At 51.7% G+C, this 21236-nt stretch carries 18 protein-coding genes; 12 read left to right on the plus strand and 6 right to left on the minus strand.

Annotated elements, in window-relative coordinates:
• Position 1: 1 nt before the first annotated feature.
• Both yaaA and GW579_RS10360 read right to left on the minus strand, forming a co-directional pair.
• Positions 2-775, minus strand: coding sequence for a peroxide stress protein YaaA (gene yaaA / locus GW579_RS10355; RefSeq protein WP_152325185.1), 774 nt, complete (start codon positions 773-775; stop codon positions 2-4).
• Positions 776-887: 112 nt separating this feature from the next.
• Entirely contained in the window at positions 888-2315 is a 1428-nt protein-coding gene (locus GW579_RS10360; protein WP_152325184.1) for an alanine/glycine:cation symporter family protein, read from the minus strand.
• A gap of 275 nt (positions 2316-2590) precedes the next feature.
• Between GW579_RS10360 and tal the strand changes: the two genes are divergently transcribed.
• From tal to GW579_RS10375, 3 genes are all read left to right on the plus strand, one after another.
• Positions 2591-3544 carry a transaldolase gene (tal, locus tag GW579_RS10365; protein ID WP_165058952.1) on the plus strand — a complete coding sequence of 318 codons (954 nt, stop codon included), beginning with the start codon at positions 2591-2593 and terminating at the stop codon, positions 3542-3544.
• A gap of 123 nt (positions 3545-3667) precedes the next feature.
• Entirely contained in the window at positions 3668-4255 is a 588-nt protein-coding gene (gene mog / locus GW579_RS10370; RefSeq protein WP_152325182.1) for a molybdopterin adenylyltransferase, read from the plus strand.
• 129 nt (positions 4256-4384) lie between these two features.
• Positions 4385-5707 (plus strand): MFS transporter, encoded by a 1323-nt coding sequence (locus tag GW579_RS10375; protein ID WP_152325181.1) that lies wholly within the window; start codon positions 4385-4387, stop codon positions 5705-5707.
• Positions 5708-5779: 72 nt separating this feature from the next.
• On the opposite strand, the gene satP is transcribed toward GW579_RS10375, so the two are convergent.
• A complete protein-coding gene (gene satP / locus GW579_RS10380; protein WP_165058954.1) occupies positions 5780-6379 on the minus strand; it encodes an acetate uptake transporter in 600 nt (199 codons plus the stop codon).
• A 319-nt stretch (positions 6380-6698) separates the two neighbouring features.
• On the opposite strand from satP, the gene dnaK reads away from it, so the two are divergent.
• From dnaK to nhaR, 4 genes are all read left to right on the plus strand, one after another.
• Positions 6699-8600, plus strand: coding sequence for a molecular chaperone DnaK (dnaK, locus tag GW579_RS10385; protein WP_152325180.1), 1902 nt, complete (start codon positions 6699-6701; stop codon positions 8598-8600).
• A gap of 100 nt (positions 8601-8700) precedes the next feature.
• Complete coding sequence (gene dnaJ / locus GW579_RS10390; RefSeq protein ID WP_165058956.1) at positions 8701-9834, plus strand: molecular chaperone DnaJ; 1134 nt, start codon at positions 8701-8703, stop codon at positions 9832-9834.
• Between the two features lie 239 nt (positions 9835-10073).
• Positions 10074-11252, plus strand: a complete 1179-nt coding sequence (nhaA, locus tag GW579_RS10395; RefSeq protein ID WP_165058958.1) for a Na+/H+ antiporter NhaA — start codon at positions 10074-10076, stop codon at positions 11250-11252.
• Between the two features lie 66 nt (positions 11253-11318).
• Positions 11319-12206 (plus strand): transcriptional activator NhaR, encoded by an 888-nt coding sequence (gene nhaR, locus GW579_RS10400; protein ID WP_165058960.1) that lies wholly within the window; start codon positions 11319-11321, stop codon positions 12204-12206.
• An 81-nt stretch (positions 12207-12287) separates the two neighbouring features.
• Here nhaR and rpsT read toward each other — a convergent pair whose 3' ends face one another.
• A complete protein-coding gene (rpsT, locus tag GW579_RS10405; RefSeq protein WP_104923385.1) occupies positions 12288-12551 on the minus strand; it encodes a 30S ribosomal protein S20 in 264 nt (87 codons plus the stop codon).
• Positions 12552-12990: 439 nt separating this feature from the next.
• Here rpsT and ribF point away from each other — a divergent pair, with 439 nt between their 5' ends.
• From ribF to ispH, 5 genes are all read left to right on the plus strand, one after another.
• Positions 12991-13929, plus strand: a complete 939-nt coding sequence (ribF, locus tag GW579_RS10410; RefSeq protein WP_165058962.1) for a bifunctional riboflavin kinase/FAD synthetase — start codon at positions 12991-12993, stop codon at positions 13927-13929.
• 62 nt (positions 13930-13991) lie between these two features.
• Positions 13992-16808 carry an isoleucine--tRNA ligase gene (ileS, locus tag GW579_RS10415; protein ID WP_165058963.1) on the plus strand — a complete coding sequence of 939 codons (2817 nt, stop codon included), beginning with the start codon at positions 13992-13994 and terminating at the stop codon, positions 16806-16808.
• Positions 16808-17314: a signal peptidase II gene (gene lspA / locus GW579_RS10420; RefSeq protein WP_165058964.1), complete on the plus strand. Its 507-nt coding sequence runs from the start codon at positions 16808-16810 to the stop codon at positions 17312-17314. The genes ileS and lspA overlap by 1 nt, the downstream gene beginning before the upstream one ends.
• A gap of 5 nt (positions 17315-17319) precedes the next feature.
• The gene (fkpB, locus tag GW579_RS10425; protein WP_165059691.1) at positions 17320-17790 is read left to right on the plus strand and encodes an FKBP-type peptidyl-prolyl cis-trans isomerase; all 471 of its coding nucleotides are present in this window, start codon (positions 17320-17322) and stop codon (positions 17788-17790) included.
• A complete protein-coding gene (gene ispH / locus GW579_RS10430; protein ID WP_152325174.1) occupies positions 17771-18724 on the plus strand; it encodes a 4-hydroxy-3-methylbut-2-enyl diphosphate reductase in 954 nt (317 codons plus the stop codon). The genes fkpB and ispH overlap by 20 nt, the downstream gene beginning before the upstream one ends.
• 66 nt (positions 18725-18790) lie before the next feature.
• Here ispH and GW579_RS10435 read toward each other — a convergent pair whose 3' ends face one another.
• Both GW579_RS10435 and GW579_RS10440 read right to left on the minus strand, forming a co-directional pair.
• Positions 18791-19666 carry an SMP-30/gluconolactonase/LRE family protein gene (locus GW579_RS10435; RefSeq protein WP_165058966.1) on the minus strand — a complete coding sequence of 292 codons (876 nt, stop codon included), beginning with the start codon at positions 19664-19666 and terminating at the stop codon, positions 18791-18793.
• Positions 19667-19825: 159 nt separating this feature from the next.
• Positions 19826-20971, minus strand: a complete 1146-nt coding sequence (locus tag GW579_RS10440) for a porin (RefSeq protein WP_152325172.1) — start codon at positions 20969-20971, stop codon at positions 19826-19828.
• Positions 20972-21236: the final 265 nt, after the last annotated feature.

Consider the following 21236-nt stretch of genomic DNA (forward strand, 5'->3'; position numbering starts at 1 on the left):
CTCAGCGTTCAGGGCGGGTAAATACCAGTTCATTGCCCTGTGAACGTGATTCATCAAATTCGTAACCTTCCAGATTGAAATCCTGAAGTTGTTTCGGCTTATCCAGACGCTCTTTGATAATGAAGCGGCTCATCAGGCCACGTGCTTTTTTGGCATAGAAGCTGATGACTTTGTATTTGCCGTTTTTCTCATCGAGGAATACCGGCTTTATGATTTCGCCATTCAGCAGTTTAGGTTTTACCGCTTTGAAGTATTCATCGGATGCCAGATTTACCAGCACTTTGCTTTTTTGTTCGCTGAGCAACAGGTTGAGTTTCTCAGTCAGTAAATCGCCCCAAAAAGCATACAGATTCATGCCCTGCGGGTTTTCCAGACGGATACCCATTTCAAGACGATACGGCATCATCAAATCCAGCGGACGCAGCAGGCCGTATAAACCGGACAACATGCGCAGATGTTTTTGGGCAAAATCGAAATCTTTCTCGCTGAAATCTTCCGCCTGCAGGCCGGTATACACATCACCTTTAAAGGCCAGAAGCGCCTGACGGGCATTTTTCGGCGTGAAATCCGGCTGCCAGTCATTGAAGCGTTCGGCGTTCAGGTGGGCCAGTTTATCGCTGATCCCCATCAGTGAAGAGATCTGCGCAGGCGACATTTTACGCGCCACGGTGATCAACTGAGCCGATTTATCCAGCAACTCAGGTTGGGTATAGCGCGTTGTCGCAAGCGGGCTTTCGTAATCGAGCGTTTTGGCAGGTGAAATAATGGTCAGCATGGTCTCGTCCGTTGGTCAGTGACGCTTTAAATTTGGGATTTTTTCGTTGCACTACTGTAGCAAAAAAGCCGCCGCGGGGGAGCCATGATATCGATAGGTAAAAGCTTAACTGTCAGCGCCGGGACGTTTTTTTATCCCAAATTCCCGGCTCCAGCTGGTCGCGTAATTCCGGGAAATGGTCGGGATTAAACACCGGTATTTTCCCCATACGTTGCTGGCGTTCGTAGTCTTTCACCACTTTGACCGCCACGCCCGAAAGCAGCAGCAGTGCGGTCAGGTTCAGTATTGCCATCAGCGCCATGAAGATATCCGCCAGTTTCCAGACGATATGCAGTTCCATCAGACAGCCGCAGAACACCATCCCGATGACCATCAGGCGGAAAATCAGCAATTTATACGGCGCGGCGCGGTGAACGAAACTCAGGTTGTTTTCCGCATACGCGTAGTTGCCTGAGATAGAAGTAAAGGCGAAGGAAAACACCAGCACGGCCAGTGCGATGTGGCTCCACCCGCCCGTTGCGGGCGTGATGGCCTGCTGTAATAAGCGGATACCAAAAGGCGCGTCCGGATGATCAAGCACGCCTGACGTCAGCACAATCAGCGCCGTGGCGGTGCAAATCACCACGGTATCGATAAAGACGGCAAACATCTGGTTGAAGCCCATGGTGGCGGGGTGGGTGACCGACGCCATCGCCGCCGCATTTGGTGACGAACCGACGCCCGCTTCGCTCGCAAAAACGCCGCGCTGCATTCCCTGAGTGATGGCCTGCGTGACGCCATAAGCCAGAGCGCCGGAGGCCGCTTCCTGTAAGCCGAAAGCGCTTTTGAAGACCAGCGCAATCACCTGCGGCAATTTTTCGATGTTATGACCGATGACCCAGATCGCCAGCAGCAGGTACGCAATGGCCGTCAGCGGAACCATCCATTTGGACAGCCAGATAACAGAACGTATACCGCCAAAAATCAGCAGAGCGGTCATCGTAGCCAGAATAGCGGCGGTGGTCAGATGGGGAACATGTAGCAAATGAAAGGAGGCCTGAGCAATGGAATTAGCCTGTAACGCACTGAAAACAAAGCCGCAGGAGACAACCATCAGGAAGGAAAACAGAATGCCCATCCAGCGCATGCCCAGCCCTTTCTCCATGTAATCTGCCGGTCCGCCGCGAAATTTACCGCGTTCGCCCGCGCCTTTGTATATCTGTGCCAGCGTGTTTTCAATCAGGGCCGTTGCCATGCTGAAAACGGCGATGACCCACATCCAGAAAATCGCGCCGGGCCCGCCGAGGGTAATGGCTATCGCCACGCCGGTCAGGTTACCGGTACCAATACGTGAGGATAAACTCAGGCACAGCGAGCCCCAGGGTGACATTCCTCGTGGATCGCGGCCAGTCGTAAAAAGGGCAGGGGAAAACAGATGTCTGAAACGACGGAACTGGATGAAACTCAGGCGCATGGTGAGGTAAATGCCGGTGCCAAACAGCAGGTAAATCAGGATGGAACTCCAGAGAATGGTGTCAAAAAAATCCAGCAGATCATTCATGAATTATCCTTGGTTGATAAACCCTTCATTTTTTTAGTTGTTCGCTCTGAGGGCTATGACCACTTTGGTTGGCTAACATACCTTTTTTATTGAAACGGGGACATATGCAAATTGGCTGATTTTGTGTGTTTTGGAAGGTGAGAAATCCATAGATGTTCGTAGCCGAGCATGCCGTGATAAGCGCCTTGCGCGTGGCTTTTTGCATGTTATCATCAGCCAAAGGCAAGGCATGAAAATGCCTATACGAAAACGTCCAAACGATGAGATATGCCAAAATGACCGATAAACTGACTTCCCTACGCCAAATGACTCAGGTTGTTGCTGACACCGGAGATATCGCGGCAATGAAGTTGTACCAGCCGCAGGATGCGACCACTAACCCGTCACTGATCCTCAGCGCTGCGCAAATTCCTGAATACCGTAAACTGATCGACGAAGCAATCGCCTGGGCACGTGACCAGAGCAGTGATCACGATCAGCAGATTACTGATGCAGCTGACAAACTGGCAGTGAACATCGGTCTGGAAATCCTGAAACTTGTCCCGGGCCGTATTTCAACTGAAGTTGACGCACGTCTGTCTTACGACACAGACGCGAGTGTGGCAAAAGCGAAACGCCTGATCAAACTGTACAACGATGCGGGCATCAGTAACGACCGTATCCTGATCAAATTGGCTTCTACCTGGCAGGGTATCCGCGCAGCGGAAAAACTGGAAAAAGAAGGCATCAACTGTAACCTGACGCTGCTGTTCTCCTTCGCTCAGGCACGTGCATGTGCAGAAGCCGGTGTGTTCCTGATTTCTCCATTCGTTGGCCGTATTCTCGACTGGTACAAAGCCAATGGCGACAAAAAAGAGTTCGCACCGAATGAAGATCCGGGCGTTGTGTCTGTGACCGAAATCTACGAATACTACAAACAACACGGCTACGAAACTGTCGTGATGGGCGCAAGCTTCCGTAACATCGGCGAAATCATCGAACTGGCTGGCTGTGACCGTCTGACTATCGCCCCTGCGCTGCTGAAAGAGCTGGCTGAAAGTGAAGGCCCGCTGGAACGCAAACTGTCCTTCTCCGGTGAAACCAAGCCGCGTCCTGCACCACTGACTGAACCTCAGTTCTACTGGGAACACAACCAGGATCCAATGGCGATCGACAAACTGGCGGACGGTATCCGTAAGTTTGCTGTTGACCAGGGTAAACTGGAAAAAATGATCTCTGATCTGCTGTAATCAGCACTCAGTTTCGACAAAAAGCGGCTAATCAGCCGCTTTTTTTGTGTCTGTGATAAAACCCCGTGCCGTTATCGATATAATGAGGCTTATTGAAAGCAGATTTTGTCACGGAGAAATGGCATGGATAAATTGCGAATTGGTCTGGTATCGGTGTCAGACCGTGCGTCGGGTGGGGTGTATCAGGACAAAGGTATTCCGGCGCTGGAAGAATGGCTGGAGAAAGCGCTCATCACGCCCTTTAAGCTCGAAACCCGGCTTATTCCGGATGAACAACCTCTGATTGAACAGGCGATCAGCGAGCTGGTCGATGAAAGTGGCTGTCATCTGGTGCTGACCACCGGCGGAACCGGCCCCGCGCGCCGTGATGTGACACCGGACGCCACGCTGGCCATCGCCGATCGTGAGATGCCGGGCTTTGGTGAACAGATGCGTCAGATCAGCCTGCACTTTGTCCCGACGGCAATTTTATCGCGTCAGGTCGGCGTGATCCGCAAACAGGCGCTGATCCTCAACTTACCGGGACAACCCAAATCTATTCAGGAAACGCTGGAAGGGCTGAAAGACGCGGAAGGCAAAGTGATCGTTTCCGGTATTTTCGCCAGCGTGCCTTACTGCATCCAGTTGCTCGACGGGCCGTATATTGAAACGCACGACCATGTGGTAGCAGCATTTCGTCCAAAAAGTGCCCGTCGCGACACAAAAAACTGAATACGCTTTGTTTTTGAAATAAGATTCAGGCGCTCTGGTGTGAAAAATATTTGCCGCTATAGTAATAATTACTTTACAAAAAGCGGCAAAAACCGTTTCCATTTTCACTCTGGCGTCACACGGACTCTTATGCAACACGCACAATCGCGCCGGCTGGACCGGCAGGACTTCAAAACGCTTTCCCTGGCTGCGCTGGGCGGCGCCCTCGAATTCTACGATTTCATCATTTTCGTCTTCTTCGCTGCGGTTATTGGCGACCTTTTCTTCCCGGCTGATATGCCCGACTGGCTGCGTCAGGTTCAGACGTTTGGCATTTTTGCCGCCGGTTATCTGGCGCGGCCGCTGGGCGGCATTATCATGGCGCACTTTGGGGATCTGGTTGGCCGCAAACGGATGTTCAGCCTGAGTATTCTGCTGATGGCGTTACCGACGCTGGCGATGGGGCTCCTGCCGACGTACGCTTCGATCGGCATTGCCGCACCGTTATTGCTGTTACTGATGCGTATTTTGCAGGGCGCAGCGATCGGCGGCGAAGTGCCGGGAGCCTGGGTTTTTGTGGCGGAACACGTCCCGCGTAACCGTATTGGTTTTGCCTGCGGAACGCTGACAGCTGGCCTGACAATGGGTATCCTGCTGGGTTCTCTTGTGGCAACTTTACTGAACACCAGTATGGCGCCTGCCGCGATCAGCCAGTATGGCTGGCGCATTCCCTTCTTTATCGGTGGGATCTTCGGGTTAATCGCCCTGTATCTGCGCCGCTGGTTGCAGGAAACGCCGGTCTTTATCGAGATGAAAGCCCACAAAGCGCTGGCCGAAGAATTGCCGCTGAAGGCCGTTGTCGCGAATCATAAAAAAGAAATCGTGGTGTCGATGCTGATGACATGGCTGCTGTCCGCGGGGATCGTAGTCGTTATTCTGATGACGCCAACGTGGCTGCAAAAACAGTTTGGTATTCCGGCGGCAGCGGCGTTGCAGGCAAACTGCCTCGCCACTGTTGCGCTGATGTTCGGCTGCATTATTTCGGGCAGTGTTGTGGATCGTCTGGGCGCCAGTAAGACGTTTATTATCGGCAGCCTCTTCCTCGGTATTTGCAGTTGGTCTTTCTATCATATGGTTGCGGCTGACCCGTCTGTGCTGATGGGAATGTACGCGCTGGCCGGTTTAAGCGTGGGCGTGGTTGGTGCGGTGCCGTATGTGATGGTGCGGGCTTTCCCGGCGGAAGTGCGGTTTACCGGGATTTCTTTCTCTTACAATGTGGCTTATGCCATTTTTGGTGGCCTGACGCCGGTGTTCGTGACGCTTATCATGCGTCTGACACCTATGGCACCGGCTTATTACGTGCTGGCATTGTCCGTGATTGGTTTACTGACTGGCATTTATCTCAGCCGTGATCTGAACAGTGAAACCGCCCGCGAAGCTAAATTTGCAGAGCGCGCCGCTTCCGGCCAGTAAGTTTCTTAAACTCATTTTTGGCGCAAAAAAAAGCCCCGTTCATCGGGGCTTTTTCATCTGATACGTCGTGCGTTATGCCGTAACCGCATTCACATCGCGAGCGTAGCTTTTCGGTTCGCCAATCGGCAAAACGGTACGGCCATACTGCTCGTTGAGCACTTCGGCCATCGCCAGATAAATCGCGCTGGCGCCACAGAAGATACCTTCAAAACCTGCAAAATGCAGAACTGCTGTATTGCCGGTCATGTTGCCGAAACACAGCAGGGCAAACAATATAGTCAGGCTGCCGAAAACGACCTGTAAACCACGGTTTGCTTTCAACGTGCCAAAAAACATAAAGAGAGTGAAAACGCCCCAGATGCCCAGATAAGCGCCCAGGAAACTTTCGCTGCTGGCATCGGCCATGCCCATGCGTGGCAGCATCAGAATACCGACCAGGCTCAGCCAGAACGCACCGTAGGAGGTAAACGCCGTGGTGCCGAAGGTATTCCCTTTTTTAAATTCCATCATCCCTGCAAGAATTTGAATCAAACCACCATAAAAAATGCCCATGCTGACAATAACAGCGGTCAGCGGGAAAAAGCCTGCGTTGTGTAAATTCAACAAGATAGTAGTCATACCAAATCCCATTAACCCGAGCGGGCCTGGATTTGCCAACGTTTTGGTCTGCATAGATCCTCTGTATCAGAATTATTATTAATTGATAATCGGGGGAAGAAACGCTTGGGAAATGGGTAAAAAAGCCGCATATCTTTAGAAGCGCGCGGCATCATAAGGAGGGTTGCGTCAGTAAACATTGATCTGGCGTAACAGCAATTGAAGATTTTTTTTCACTTTGCCCCTTGATGCTGAGCGTCATGGCCCCATCTTATCCTCAACCGCAGTTGTTACCGTCGGTAAAACCGTAATATGGGGCTGTTGAAATCGAAAAGATCGTCCTCATATACAGTAGCAACCTGAACGAATATGAATTTAAGTGGAGACGTTTTAGATGGGTAAAATTATTGGGATCGACCTGGGCACCACCAACTCTTGTGTAGCTATCATGGATGGCACGACTGCTCGTGTACTGGAGAATGCTGAAGGCGACCGCACCACTCCTTCCATCATCGCTTATGCGGCAGATGGCGAGACTCTGGTAGGTTCTCCGGCTAAACGTCAGGCAGTGACCAACCCGCAGAACACCTTGTTTGCGATCAAACGCCTGATTGGCCGTCGCTTCCAGGATGAAGAAGTACAACGCGATAAAGGCATCATGCCTTACCAGATCGTAGGCTCCGACAACGGCGACGCTTGGATCGACATTAAAGGTCAGAAAATTGCACCTCCGCAGATCTCTGCTGAAGTGTTGAAGAAAATGAAGAAAACTGCTGAAGATTATCTGGGCGAACCAGTAACTGAAGCTGTTATCACTGTACCTGCATACTTCAACGATGCTCAGCGTCAGGCAACGAAAGACGCCGGCCGTATCGCAGGTCTGGAAGTCAAACGTATCATCAACGAACCGACCGCAGCGGCACTGGCTTACGGCCTGGATCGTGAAGTTGGTAACCGCACTATCGCGGTATACGACCTCGGTGGTGGTACTTTCGATATCTCAATTATCGAAATCGACGAAGTTGACGGTGAAAAAACCTTCGAAGTTCTGGCAACCAACGGTGATACTCACCTCGGTGGTGAAGACTTCGACAGCCGTCTGATCAACTATCTGGTTGAAGAGTTCAAGAAAGAACAAGGTATGGATCTGCGTAATGATCCGCTGGCAATGCAACGTCTGAAAGAAGCGGCTGAAAAAGCGAAGATTGAACTGTCTTCTGCTCAGCAGACCGACGTTAACCTGCCGTATATCACTGCGGATGCAACCGGTCCAAAACACATGAACATCAAAGTGACCCGTGCAAAACTGGAATCTTTGGTGGAAGACCTGGTTAACCGTTGTATTGAACCACTGAAAGTGGCTCTGAAAGACGCAGGTCTGTCTGTATCTGACGTTCAGGACGTGATCCTGGTCGGTGGTCAGACGCGTATGCCAATGGTTCAGAAGAAAGTTGCTGAATTCTTTGGTAAAGAACCACGTAAAGACGTGAACCCGGACGAAGCTGTGGCAATCGGTGCAGCAGTTCAGGGTGGTGTGCTGGCAGGTGATGTTAAAGACGTTCTGTTACTGGACGTGACTCCGTTGTCTCTGGGTATCGAAACCATGGGCAGCGTGATGACTCCGCTCATCACCAAAAACACCACTATCCCGACAAAACACAGCCAGGTGTTCTCTACTGCGGAAGACAACCAGTCTGCAGTAACCATCCATGTGTTGCAGGGTGAGCGTAAACGTTCAAGTGATAACAAATCTCTGGGTCAGTTCAACCTGGACGGTATTCAGGCAGCGCCACGCGGTCAGGCACAGATCGAAGTGACCTTCGACCTTGACGCCGACGGTATCCTGCATGTGTCTGCGAAAGACAAAAATACCGGCCGTGAGCAGAAGATCACCATCAAGGCATCTTCTGGTCTGACGGAAGAAGAGATCCAGCAAATGGTCAACGATGCTGAAGCGAATGCTGAAGCCGACCGTAAGTTTGAAGAACTGGTTCAGACCCGCAACCAGGCGGACCACCTGATCCACGGAACCCGTAAGCAACTGGAAGAAGCCGGCGACAAACTGCCAGCTGAAGACAAAACTGCGGTTGAAGAAGCCCTGAAAGCACTGGAAGTTTCTGCTAAAGGTGAAGACAAGGCTGATATCGAAGCGAAAATCCAGGCGCTGGTTCAGGTTTCCGGCAAACTGATGGAAATGGCTCAGCAGCAAGGCCAGACCGAAGGCAGCGATGACAGCGCGAAGAAAGATGACGACGTTGTTGATGCTGAATTCGAAGAAGTTAAAGACAAGAAATAATCGCCCTTTAGCGGGCACAGTAAGAGTTCATTACTGAAAACCAGCACGGGCGTCGAGGAAACTCTACGCCCGTGCACGCATGTTGAGGGCAGGAAAAAGCATGGCGAAGCAAGATTATTACGAGCTGTTGGGCGTTTCTAAAACGGCCGATGAGCGCGAAATCAAAAAGGCCTACAAGCGCCTGGCAATGAAGCATCACCCTGACCGTAATCAGGGCGATAAAGAGTCTGAAAGCAAATTTAAAGAAATTAAAGAAGCTTACGAAATTCTGACCGATGCGCAAAAGCGTGCGGCCTATGACCAGTATGGTCATGCAGCCTTTGAACAGGGCGGCATGGGCGGTGGCGGTGGTTACGGCGGCGGCGGTGCAGATTTCAGCGACATCTTTGGTGACGTCTTTGGCGACATCTTTGGCGGCGGTCGCCGTCAGCGTGCCAGCCGGGGTTCAGATCTGCGTTACAACATGGATCTGACTCTGGAAGAGGCCGTTCGTGGTGTCACCAAAGAAATCCGCATCCCGACATTGGATGAATGTGACGTTTGCCACGGCAGCGGCGCGAAAGCGGGTAGCTCACCAACGACCTGTCCAACCTGTCACGGTGCGGGCCAGGTGCAGATGCGTCAGGGCTTCTTTACTGTGCAACAGGCGTGTCCGACCTGTCAGGGGCGCGGTAAAGTTATCAAAGATCCGTGCAACAAATGTCACGGTCATGGCCGCGTAGAACGTTCGAAAACGCTGTCCGTGAAAATTCCTGCAGGTGTAGACACCGGTGACCGTATTCGTCTGGAAGGTGAGGGCGAAGCGGGTGAGCATGGCGCACCGTCAGGCGATCTGTACGTTCAGGTTCAGGTCAAAGCGCACAAAATTTTTGAGCGCGAAGGCAACAACCTGTACTGCGAAGTGCCAATCAACTTTGCGATGGCTGCACTGGGTGGCGAAATTGAGGTTCCTACGCTTGATGGTCGCGTGAGCCTGAAGATCCCAGCCGAAACGCAAACCGGCAAGATGTTCCGTATGCGCGGACGCGGTGTGAAATCCGTACGTGGCGGCGCGCAGGGCGACTTAATGTGCCGTGTTGTAGTCGAAACACCGGTCAGCCTGAGCGAAAAGCAAAAACAATTGCTGCGTGATCTGGAAGAAAGCTTTGGTGGCGTATCGGGCGAAAAAAATAGCCCGCGCTCTAAAAGCTTTCTGGACGGCGTGAAAAAGTTTTTCGATGATCTGACACGTTAATCGGTTCCTGCAAACAGGAACGGTATAGTCCAGACAAATCCCCGGCAGCAATTCGCGCCGGGGATTTTTTTATGGGATTTTTTTAAAAAAACGGTGAAAGCGGCCAATAAATAATTCGTAAAAACCGAGGTATACTCCAGAAATAAACGAGTTTTTACGAAGTGAATCACTGCGTACAATTCGCGCATCCCATTGTGGCGTCCCGTTTTTAGCCACGCTTAATTAACAGGAGAGTCAGAATGTCGAATTTAATTCGTCGTTTTTTGCGTATGGAAGCTGCGGGCGGAATTGTGCTCATCATTGCCGCCGTTGTGGCACTGGTTATGGCAAACAGCCCGTTGCAGGGCGCTTATCAGGCGTTTTTAGATATTCCGGTCACGCTGCGCTTCTCTGAATTGCTGATCGACAAACCGCTTTTGCTGTGGATTAACGACGGCCTGATGGCGGTGTTTTTCCTGATGATTGGTCTGGAAGTTAAGCGGGAGATGTGTGAAGGCGCACTGGCCAATCGCGAGCAGGCGCTGTTCCCGGCTATCGCCGCGCTGGGCGGTATGATCGTTCCGGCGCTGATTTATCTGCTGTTCAACGGCAATGACGAAATTGCACGTCAGGGCTGGGCAATCCCGGCTGCAACGGATATCGCTTTTGCGCTGGGGGTTATGGCGCTGTTGGGATCACGTGTACCGACCGGGCTGAAAGTTTTCCTGCTGGCGCTGGCCATCATTGATGATCTGGGTGCCATCGTGATTATCGCGCTGTTCTACAGCCACGATATTTCGATGATGGCGCTGGGATTGTCGGCAGTCTGCGTCGCCGCGCTGGCCTGCCTTAACTGGCGCGGGGTCACTAAACTGACGCCTTACCTGCTGATTGGTGCAATTTTCTGGGTATGCGTTCTGAAATCAGGTATCCATGCGACATTGGCGGGCGTGGTTCTCGGGTTTCTGATCCCGCTGAATACTAAAAAAAATAAGGCTTCACCGGCACGCCGCCTGGAGCACGGAATTCATCCGTACGTTGCCTGGTTTATTTTGCCCATTTTTGCTTTTGCGAATGCGGGGATTTCTTTGCAGGGCGTGACGGCTTCCGGCGCATTTTCCCTGCTGCCAATGGGGATTGCGGCCGGCTTATTGCTGGGTAAACCGCTGGGCATCATGTTGTTCAGCAGCGTGGCGCTTAAATTGGGCATCACCCGTTTACCGTCAGGGATTTCATTCGGCCAGATTTCAGCCGTTTCCGTGCTGTGCGGCATTGGTTTCACCATGTCGATTTTCATTGGTTCACTGGCTTTCGCCCTGCGGGATCCGGCACTGCTGACTTACGCGAAAATGGGCATACTGATGGGATCAGTGGCTTCGGCACTGCTTGGATATGTGCTGTTGAGCCGTGCTTTGCCAAAGAAAGTTGTTACACATTGACCGACAGGTTGCGCGCTGAGTCGCGCAACCTGATAGCAATCTCGTGCTTCAGAAAAGGATGAAACCATGCCTCATATTAACTACAACCATTTGTATTATTTTTGGCACGTGTGTAAATCAGGTTCTGTTGTGGGAGCCGCCGAGGCGTTGTATCTCACCCCGCAAACAATCACCGGCCAGATCAAATCACTGGAAGAAAGGCTCGGCGGTAAACTTTTTAAGCGGCAAGGGCGCGGGCTGATACCTTCCGAGCTGGGTCAGCTGGTCTATCGCTATGCGGACAAAATGTTCACCCTGAGTCAGGAAATGCTGGATATCGTGAATTACCGCAAAGAGTCGAGCCTGCTGTTTGATGTAGGCGTTGCGGATGCGTTGTCTAAACGTCTGGTCAGCCGTGTGCTGGAAGCCGCCGTACCAGAAAATGCGCAAATTCATTTACGCTGTTTTGAATCGACACACGAAATGCTGCTCGAACAGCTAAGTTTGCATAAGCTGGATATGATTTTGTCCGATTGTCCGGTGGATTCTACCCAGCAGGAAGGGCTATTTTCAGTCAAACTGGGCGAAAGCCCGATCAGCTTCTTTTGTTGCAAGCCGCTGGATGGCGTAGATTTTCCGGCCTGCCTTGAGCAACGCCCACTGCTTATTCCCGGCCGCCGTTCGATGTTAGGGCGTAAATTGCTGAACTGGTTTACGACACAGGGGCTGAACGTCAATATCCTCGGGGAATTCGATGACGCGGCGCTGATGAAAGCATTCGGAATGAACAACGATGCCATTTTTGTCGCACCGGCTATCTACTCCTTGACGGAGTTTCAGGATGAGAAAATTGAAGAGGTCGGGCGTGTAGAAGGGATCATGGAAGAGTATTACGTGATTTTTGCGGAAAGGATGATCCAGCATCCTTCGGTACAGCGGATTTGTCACACTGACTTTTCGGCGCTATTTACCTGAAAACGGAAACGACTCAAATTTCAGATATAAAAAAACCGGCCTGGGCCGGTTTTTTTATCAAAGCATTTCAGCGTAATGCGATTATTGCATTGCGTTGATTTGCGCAGTCAGGTTTGACTTATGACGCGCTGCTTTGTTTTTGTGGATCAGGCCTTTGCAAGACTGACGGTCCACAATTGGTTGCATTTCGTTAAATGCATTTTGTGCAGCAGTTTTGTCGCCTGCTGCGATAGCCGCGTGTACCTTTTTGATAAAGGTACGCATCATTGAACGACGGCTCGCGTTGTGCTTACGGCGTTTTTCTGACTGTACGGCGCGTTTCTTAGCTGATTTGATATTAGCCAAGGCCAACTCCCAAATATTTTTCTATTGATGAACAATTCAAAGGCCGAGGAATATGCCTTTTCGGTCTTCTTTTGTCAACGGATTTGTGCAAATAAGCGGCGCTTTTAAGCGTAAACTTTAATCGTCGCTTGTTACGTTGTGATGGCGCAGGATTTTAACAGCTTCCGGCATCGGAATACAGTCTTTCGCGAGAAAAATCGACAGGAGAGTGTACAAACTGCCCACTGCGGCCATTAACGCCTTGTTTATGCGAAAAGTCACGCATTCCCTGTATGCAACGAAAGATTTTCATCGCCACTCGTCCATTTGAACCGCAATATCTGCCGTATGCAAGGGAGAATGGTGTGATCCTGTGAATCGCTGGTTAACCTTGGAGGCTGTACAAGGTATAATCCGCCGATTTCCATCTTTATGAGTCAGCATTGGATTTGAGCCAGCTATGGAGCTAATTCGCGGAATACACAATATTCGAGCACGTCATCATGGATGTGTGCTGACTATTGGCAATTTTGATGGTGTACACCGTGGTCATCAGGCCCTGATCAAACAGCTAAAGCTGGAAGGTCAACGTCTGGGGCTGCCGGTGATGGTAATGATTTTTGAGCCACAGCCGCTGGAACTGTTCGCCGGTGATAAAGCACCTGCGCGCCTGACCAGTTTGCGTGACAAAGCCAAGTATCTGGCCGAGTGCGGAGTAGATTATCTGTTATGCGTACGCTTCGAACCCCGGTTCGCAGCGCATATTGCTCAGGAATTTATCTCTAAATTGCTGGTGGAGAAACTGGGCGTCAGATTCCTGACTGTCGGGGATGATTTCCGCTTTGGCGCGCGCCGTCTGGGAGATTTTGAGCTGTTACAGAAAGCCGGTGAAGAATATGGCTTTGAAGTGATCAGCACACAAACCTTCCGCGAAGGCGGCAATCGTATCAGCAGCACTGCAATTCGCGATGCGCTGCGCGATGACGATCTGGCGCTGGCCGAAAATTTACTGGGCCATCCGTTCAGTATCTCCGGCCGCGTTGTTCACGGCGACAAACTGGGGCGTACCATCGGCTTCCCAACGGCCAACGTGCCGCTCAAACGCGTGGTTTCACCCGTGCGCGGTGTTTATGCTGTGGACGTATTAGGCCTCGGGCCTGAGCCTTTGCCGGGCGTAGCCAATATTGGTATACGCCCGACGGTCGGCGGTGTGCGCAAGCAGTTGGAAGTGCACCTTCTCGACACCACATTAGATCTATACGGGCGCCACATTGACGTGGTGCTTCGCGCGAAATTGCGCAACGAACAGCGTTTTTCCTCGCTTGATGCTTTGAAGCAACAAATTGCGAACGATGAGGTGACGGCCCGGGAATTCTTTGGGTTAAAGACACCACGCTAAACATGTACTGACAGGCGTGTAACAAAGCCTGGAATCCAGCCGAAAAACGGAACCGAGAATCTATGAGTGACTACAAGAACACCCTGAATTTGCCGGAAACAGGGTTCCCGATGCGTGGCGATCTGGCCAAGCGTGAACCTGACATGCTGAAAAATTGGTATGACCAGGATCTGTACGGGATTATTCGTGCTGCCAAGAAAGGCAAAAAAACCTTTATTTTGCATGACGGCCCTCCGTATGCGAACGGCAGCATTCATATTGGTCACTCAGTAAACAAAATTCTTAAAGACATGATTATCAAGTCCAAAGGGCTTGCGGGCTTCGATGCGCCGTATGTTCCGGGCTGGGATTGTCATGGTCTGCCGATTGAGCTGAAAGTTGAGCAACTGATCGGCAAGCCGGGTGAGAAAGTGACGGCGGCTGAGTTCCGCGAAGCGTGCCGTAAATATGCCGCAGAACAGGTTGAAGGCCAGAAGAAAGACTTCATCCGTCTGGGCGTGTTGGGCGACTGGGATCACCCATACTTGACCATGGACTTCAAAACTGAAGCCAACATCATCCGTGCACTGGGCAAAATCATCGGTAACGGTCACCTGCATAAAGGTGCGAAACCTGTTCACTGGTGTACCGATTGCGGCTCTTCACTGGCTGAAGCGGAAGTTGAGTATTACGACAAAACGTCCCCGTCTATCGATGTGATGTTTAACGCCACTGACGCAGCGGCTGTGGCAGCGAAATTCGGTGCGGCTTCCTTTAATGGCCCGATCTCTCTGGTTATCTGGACCACCACGCCGTGGACCATGCCTGCAAACCGCGCAATTTCCCTGAATCCTGAATTCTCTTATCAGCTGGTTCAGGTGGAAGGCCAGTGTCTGATTCTGGCAACCGATCTGGTTGAAAGCGTGATGAAACGCGCCGGTATCGCAGAATGGTCTGTGCTGGGCGAATGCAAAGGTGCAGATCTTGAATTGCTGCGCTTCAAACACCCGTTCCTGGGCTTCGATGTTCCGGCTATTTTGGGCGATCACGTTACGCTCGACGCAGGTACGGGTGCTGTTCATACCGCACCGGGCCACGGTCCTGATGACTTTGTTATCGGCCAGAAATACGGTCTGGAAGTGGCTAACCCGGTTGGCCCGAATGGTTGTTACCTGCCGGGAACTTACCCGACGCTGGACGGCAAGTTTGTCTTTAAAGCCAATGATTTGATCGTCGAACTGCTGCGTGAAAAAGGCGCATTGCTGCACGTTGAGAAAATCACGCACAGCTACCCATGCTGCTGGCGTCACAAAACGCCAATCATCTTCCGCGCCACGCCGCAATGGTTCATCAGCATGGATCAGAAAGGCCTGCGTCAGCAGTCACTGGAAGAGATCAAAGGCGTTCAGTGGATCCCGGACTGGGGTCAGGCGCGTATCGAAAACATGGTCGCTAACCGTCCTGACTGGTGTATCTCCCGTCAGCGTACCTGGGGCGTACCAATGTCTCTGTTTGTTCACAAAGACACTGAGCAACTGCATCCGCGCAGCCTTGAGCTGATGGAAGAAGTCGCAAAACGCGTTGAAGTTGACGGCATTCAGGCGTGGTGGGATCTGAACCCTGAAGATATTTTGGGTGCAGACGCCGCCGATTACGTCAAAGTGCCTGATACGCTGGACGTGTGGTTCGACTCCGGTTCTACGCATTCTTCTGTTGTAGATGTGCGTCCTGAGTTCAGCGGCCATTCCCCGGATCTGTATCTGGAAGGCTCCGACCAGCATCGCGGCTGGTTCATGTCTTCACTGATGATTTCGACAGCCATGAAAGGCAAAGCGCCTTACAAACAAGTTCTGACGCACGGTTTCACAGTGGATGGTCAGGGTCGCAAAATGTCCAAATCCATCGGTAACACCATCGCGCCTCAGGACGTGATGAACAAACTTGGTGGCGACATCCTGCGTCTGTGGGTCGCGTCAACGGATTACACCGGTGAAATCGCCGTGTCCGACGAAATCCTCAAACGTGCCGCGGATTCTTACCGCCGTATCCGTAACACCGCGCGCTTCCTGCTGGCGAACCTTAACGGTTTCGATCCGGCGCTGCACAGCGTGGCTCCGGAAGACATGGTCGTTCTGGATCGCTGGGCCGTTGGCCGCGCAAAAGCTGCACAAGAAGAGATCATTGCCGCATATGAAGCCTATGATTTCCACGGTGTGGTTCAGCGTCTGATGCAGTTCTGTTCCATCGAGATGGGTTCTTTCTATCTGGATATCATCAAAGATCGCCAGTACACCGCCAAAAGCGACAGCGTTGCACGTCGCAGCTGCCAGACCGCGTTGTATTACATCAGCGAAGCACTGGTTCGCTGGATGGCGCCGATCATGTCCTTCACAGCGGATGAAATCTGGGCTGAATTGCCGGGCCAGCGTGAGAAATTTGTCTTTACCGAAGAATGGTTTGACGGTCTGTTTGGCCTGACCGGTAACGAATCCATGAACGATGCGTTCTGGGATGAGCTGCTGAAAGTTCGTGGCGAAGTGAACAAAGTGATTGAACAGGCGCGTGCCGATAAACGTCTGGGCGGTTCGCTGGAAGCGGCAGTCACGCTGTATGCCGATGACGCTCTGGCGGCCGATCTGCGCTCACTGGGCAATGAACTGCGCTTCGTGCTGCTGACCTCCGGCGCTAAAGTGGCTGCGCTGTCAGAAGCTGACGAATCCGCTCAGCCAAGTGAATTGCTCAAAGGCCTGAAAATTGGTCTGGCAAAAGCAGAAGGCGACAAGTGCCCGCGCTGCTGGCATTACACCACTGACGTCGGCCAGAACGCGGAACACAGCGAACTCTGTGGCCGCTGTGTGACCAACATTGCCGGCGACGGCGAAGAGCGTAAGTTTGCATAATGAGTAAATCGATCTGTTCCACCGGACTCCGCTGGCTCTGGCTGGCGGTCGTGGTCATCATCGTGGATCTGGGCAGTAAGTTCCTCATCATGGGGAACTTCCAGCTTGGCGAATCCATGCCGCTGATCCCGTATTTAAACCTGTTCTATGCGCAAAACCACGGGGCAGCGTTTAGCTTCCTGGCAGATAAAGGCGGCTGGCAGCGCTGGTTCTTTGCTGTGATTGCACTGGCAATCGTCTTGGCGCTGGTGGTACTGATGTACCGCGGTACCGCGAAGCAAAAACTCAATAACATCGCGTTTGCGATGATTATCGGCGGGGCGTTAGGTAATTTGTTCGACCGCCTGTATCACGGTTTCGTGGTCGACTTTATCGACTTCTATGTCGGCAACTGGCATTTCGCGACGTTCAATCTGGCTGACAGCTTTATTTGCGTCGGTGCAGCGCTGGTCGTGCTGGAAGGTTTTCTGGCAAAACCTACAGAAGCGGAAAAGAGCAAAGGATAAGTATGATGTCTCAACAGGTGAAACATGACAGCGCCGTGCTGGTGCATTTTACGTTGAAACTGGAAGACGGTTCGACGGCAGAATCAACCCGCGCTAATGGGAAACCCGCGCTGTTTCGCCTTGGCGATGGCAGCTTGTCTGACGCGCTGGAGAATCAGCTGTTAGGCCTGACGGTGGGCGATAAACGCGCCTTTACCCTTGCACCTGAATCGGCGTTTGGCGGCAAAAGCCCCGACCTGGTTCAGTTCTTTTCGCGCCGTGATTTCCAGGAAACAGGCGTGCCGGATGTCGGCACGATTATGCTGTTTTCCGGGCGTGACGGCAGCGAAATGCCGGGCGTGGTGCGTGAGGTGACGGAAGATTCTATCACTGTAGATTTCAACCATCCGCTGGCGGGCCAGCATATCGACTTCGATATTGAAGTGCTGGAAATTGATCCGCAACTGGAGGAGAAGCATGCAGATATTGCTGGCTAATCCGCGAGGATTTTGTGCGGGCGTTGACCGTGCAATCAGCATCGTAGAACGCGCGCTGGAAATTTACGGCGCGCCGATTTACGTTCGTCATGAAGTCGTACACAACCGCTATGTGGTTGACAGTCTGCGTCAGCGCGGTGCGATTTTTATCGAGCAAATCAGCGAAGTGCCCGATGGCTCGATTCTGATTTTCTCCGCGCACGGTGTGTCTCAGGCCGTCCGTGCTGAAGCGAAAGCGCGTGATCTGACCATGTTGTTTGACGCCACTTGTCCCCTCGTGACTAAAGTCCATATGGAAGTCGCGCGTGCCAGCCGTAAGGGTACGGAAGCGATTCTGATTGGTCATGCCGGTCACCCGGAAGTGGAAGGCACAATGGGCCAGTACAGCAACCCGAACGGGGGAATGTATCTGGTCGAGGCGCCGGAAGATGTCTATAAATTGCAGGTGAAAGACGAAAATAACCTGTGTTTTATGACACAAACTACGCTTTCTGTTGATGATACATCTGCGGTGATTGATGCGCTGCGCGAGCGTTTCCCAAAGATTATCGGGCCGCGTAAAGACGATATTTGCTATGCGACAACTAACCGTCAGGAAGCCGTGCGTACGCTGGCTGATGGCGCGGATGTCGTGCTGGTGGTCGGGTCGAAGAACTCTTCCAACTCCAACCGTCTGGCGGAACTGGCACAGCGCGTCGGTGTGCCTTCCTATCTGATCGACTCTGCGGCAGATATTCAGGAAAGCTGGCTCAAAAATGCGAAAAGCATTGGCGTGACAGCTGGCGCTTCGGCACCGGATATTTTGGTACAGGACGTGATCAGCAAGCTGAAAGCATTTGGTGGCCTCGATGTGATTAATATCGAAGGGCGTGAAGAAAATATTGTCTTCGAAGTGCCGAAAGAGTTGCGTGTTGATGTGCGTCAGATCGACTGATGAAACGCATAAAATTAAAAAACCGGCTCACGTGGCCGGTTTTTTTTACGTCTTTTTTGACACCCGTTACGGGTTTTCGAGTCTGAAAAGATTCTGCGGCGCGCCAACGGTCGCTGTTTTAGCGTGCAGCAGCGCTCCTTCCAGCGCGTGAGGGGCATTAAGGTTTTTACGTGCCGACGTGATAAATATCTCGGTCATATCCGGGCCACCAAAAGTGCAGCAACTAGGCTGCGTGACGGGCACGGGCAGGGTGTCCAGCGTCAGCAGTTCGCCCTGATTAATTTGCTGGCGCAACAGGCATTTCGATCCCCAGCAGGCGGTGATCAGCCAGCCATTTTGTGCCAGCGCTGAGCCATCCGGGGTTTTATCGCCCGAAGAGAAGCAGGATATTTTCAGCGGATTTATCCGGCGGGCATTGGCCGAGAAGAAACGTTTTTTCTTGCTGTCGGCGAACCAGACTTTGCCTTCATACCAGACCAGTGTATTGGTACAACCCACCCCGTCGAGCATCATTTCTGGCTTTTCGGACCCCGCTTCATAGCGGAACCATTCCCCATTGTCCTTCTCTTCTTTTATATCGAGCGTGCCAAACCAAAGTGAGCCATCAGGTGCGACAGCGGCTTCGTTGGGGCGCGTTCCTTCCGCGCCGGGATAATCGCAGAGTTTCTGCCGGGTTTGAGATTCGTAATCGTAGAGGTGAACGCCGTCCTGAGAAATCAGCAAAAAGACGTTACGCTTTTGCGTTAACAATACGCCGCTGGTCAGGGAGGGGAGTTCGTGAATTTCAGTCTGGCCGGAAGCTGGCCAGTAACGTAATACGCGCTGAGCCAGGATATCGACCCACAATAATGACTGGGTGCGCTGGCACCAGACGGGAGTTTCACCCAATTCGGCTCGATAGTCGCCTACGGCAGTTATGTCGGACCGGAAAAATGCTGACATCGCAAAGCTCTCCTGCTGGCTGCAAAGTGGATATAGCGAAAAACTGTCTGTATTCAGTCTAGTCTGGCTTTGCCCGCAGGGATTAAGAATGGTGTAAAAAGAAAGGGCCAGCCCGTCAATAAGACGTAAAGCTGGCCCCTGAAGTTCAATCGTTAAGGCTTAGAAGTCGTATCTCAGACGGATCAGGTTCATGTCGCCGAGGTTATCGGTAGAAGACGTGAACACATGTTCGTAATCAACACGGAAGCCGTAATCGAGCTGGAAGGACACACCCAGACCGTTATCGATACGCTGATAATTGCGGCCAGTCACATAGGTCAGACGGTCACCCATGAAGTATGGCTGAATGGTTTTCACAGCGAACTGGTTGATTGGGAAAGCGTAACCCAGGAAGTATTCCAGACCGTATGCATCGCCTGCGAAGAAGTGATCTTCGGTTTTCAGGCCGGTGGTCAGGAAGTCATGGTAATAACCGCCACCGAAGGACGCTGTCCAGTTGCCTGGTTTCCAGCTCAGAGCGGTACCAACGATGCTCTGATTGTAGTCTTTGGAGGTGTTGTTATTTGGATTTTTCATTTCTGCGTCGGTGTAGTTGTACGCAGTACCCCATGTCAGTTCTTTGGTGATGTGGTAATCCACACCCACAGAACCGCCGCCATTACGTTTATAACGCAGGCTGTTTTTACCGGTCAGCAGATCGTTATCTGAGAACAGGTAAGAGGCATACACATCAGCATCGCCGAAGGTATTTTTGTATTTCAGCATCTTACGTGAACGGTAAGAACCGTCGTAGTCGCCGTTAACACCGTTGCCTGGTGCCTGAGCGAGCATGTCGTAGTCCCAGATATCGGTTTTCGCACCCACAACATCATAATAAACGCTGTTTTGCTGGCCGAAAGTCAGCTGACCGTAGGTTTTGCTTTTCAGACCGGTGTACAGCATACGACGGGTGGTGTTATGCGCGCCGGCAGCGTAGTGATTATCCCAGCCAGTCAGCGCAGGAATATTCACACCCAGCTCGTAATAGTTAATCCAGCTGATGTCATCAAACAGATAGTAGTCAGTGGAGAAACGGAAACGAGTACCGCCGTCAAAACCGTTGGTTTTATAGTTTTTGACGCCGTTCTGGAACTGGAACTGTGGACGAATACTCCCGCCAACCTGGAATTGCAGACGGCTCAGCGGATCGTTAGGCTGTGGGTCTTGTTTAATCAGGGTGATTTCTGCGTGTGAAGCAAAGGAAGCCAGACCGAACAACAGGCCAGCGGTCGCCACTTGCGTGACTTTGTTTAGTTTGAATTTCATGTTAAGTCCCTGCGCCAATATACTTACCCGGAAGAACCGGTATGTGAACTGGCGATGTATTTTTATTATTTCCCCTTACCGGTAACTGTCTGGTCAGGGTGAAGACGCGCCTCATGGGTCCAGGCTACTTATTTTAGCGATCCTAAAATCAAATTTAGGAGGTTAAAATTAGGTGGCTATTTATTATCACAATCATTGATTTTATCAATATTATTTCATCACATATAATAAAAATTTAATGTTTCAGATCTAAGAAATAGCGTGT

Source organism: Rahnella contaminans (genome assembly GCF_011065485.1).
Taxonomy (GTDB): domain Bacteria; phylum Pseudomonadota; class Gammaproteobacteria; order Enterobacterales; family Enterobacteriaceae; genus Rahnella; species Rahnella contaminans.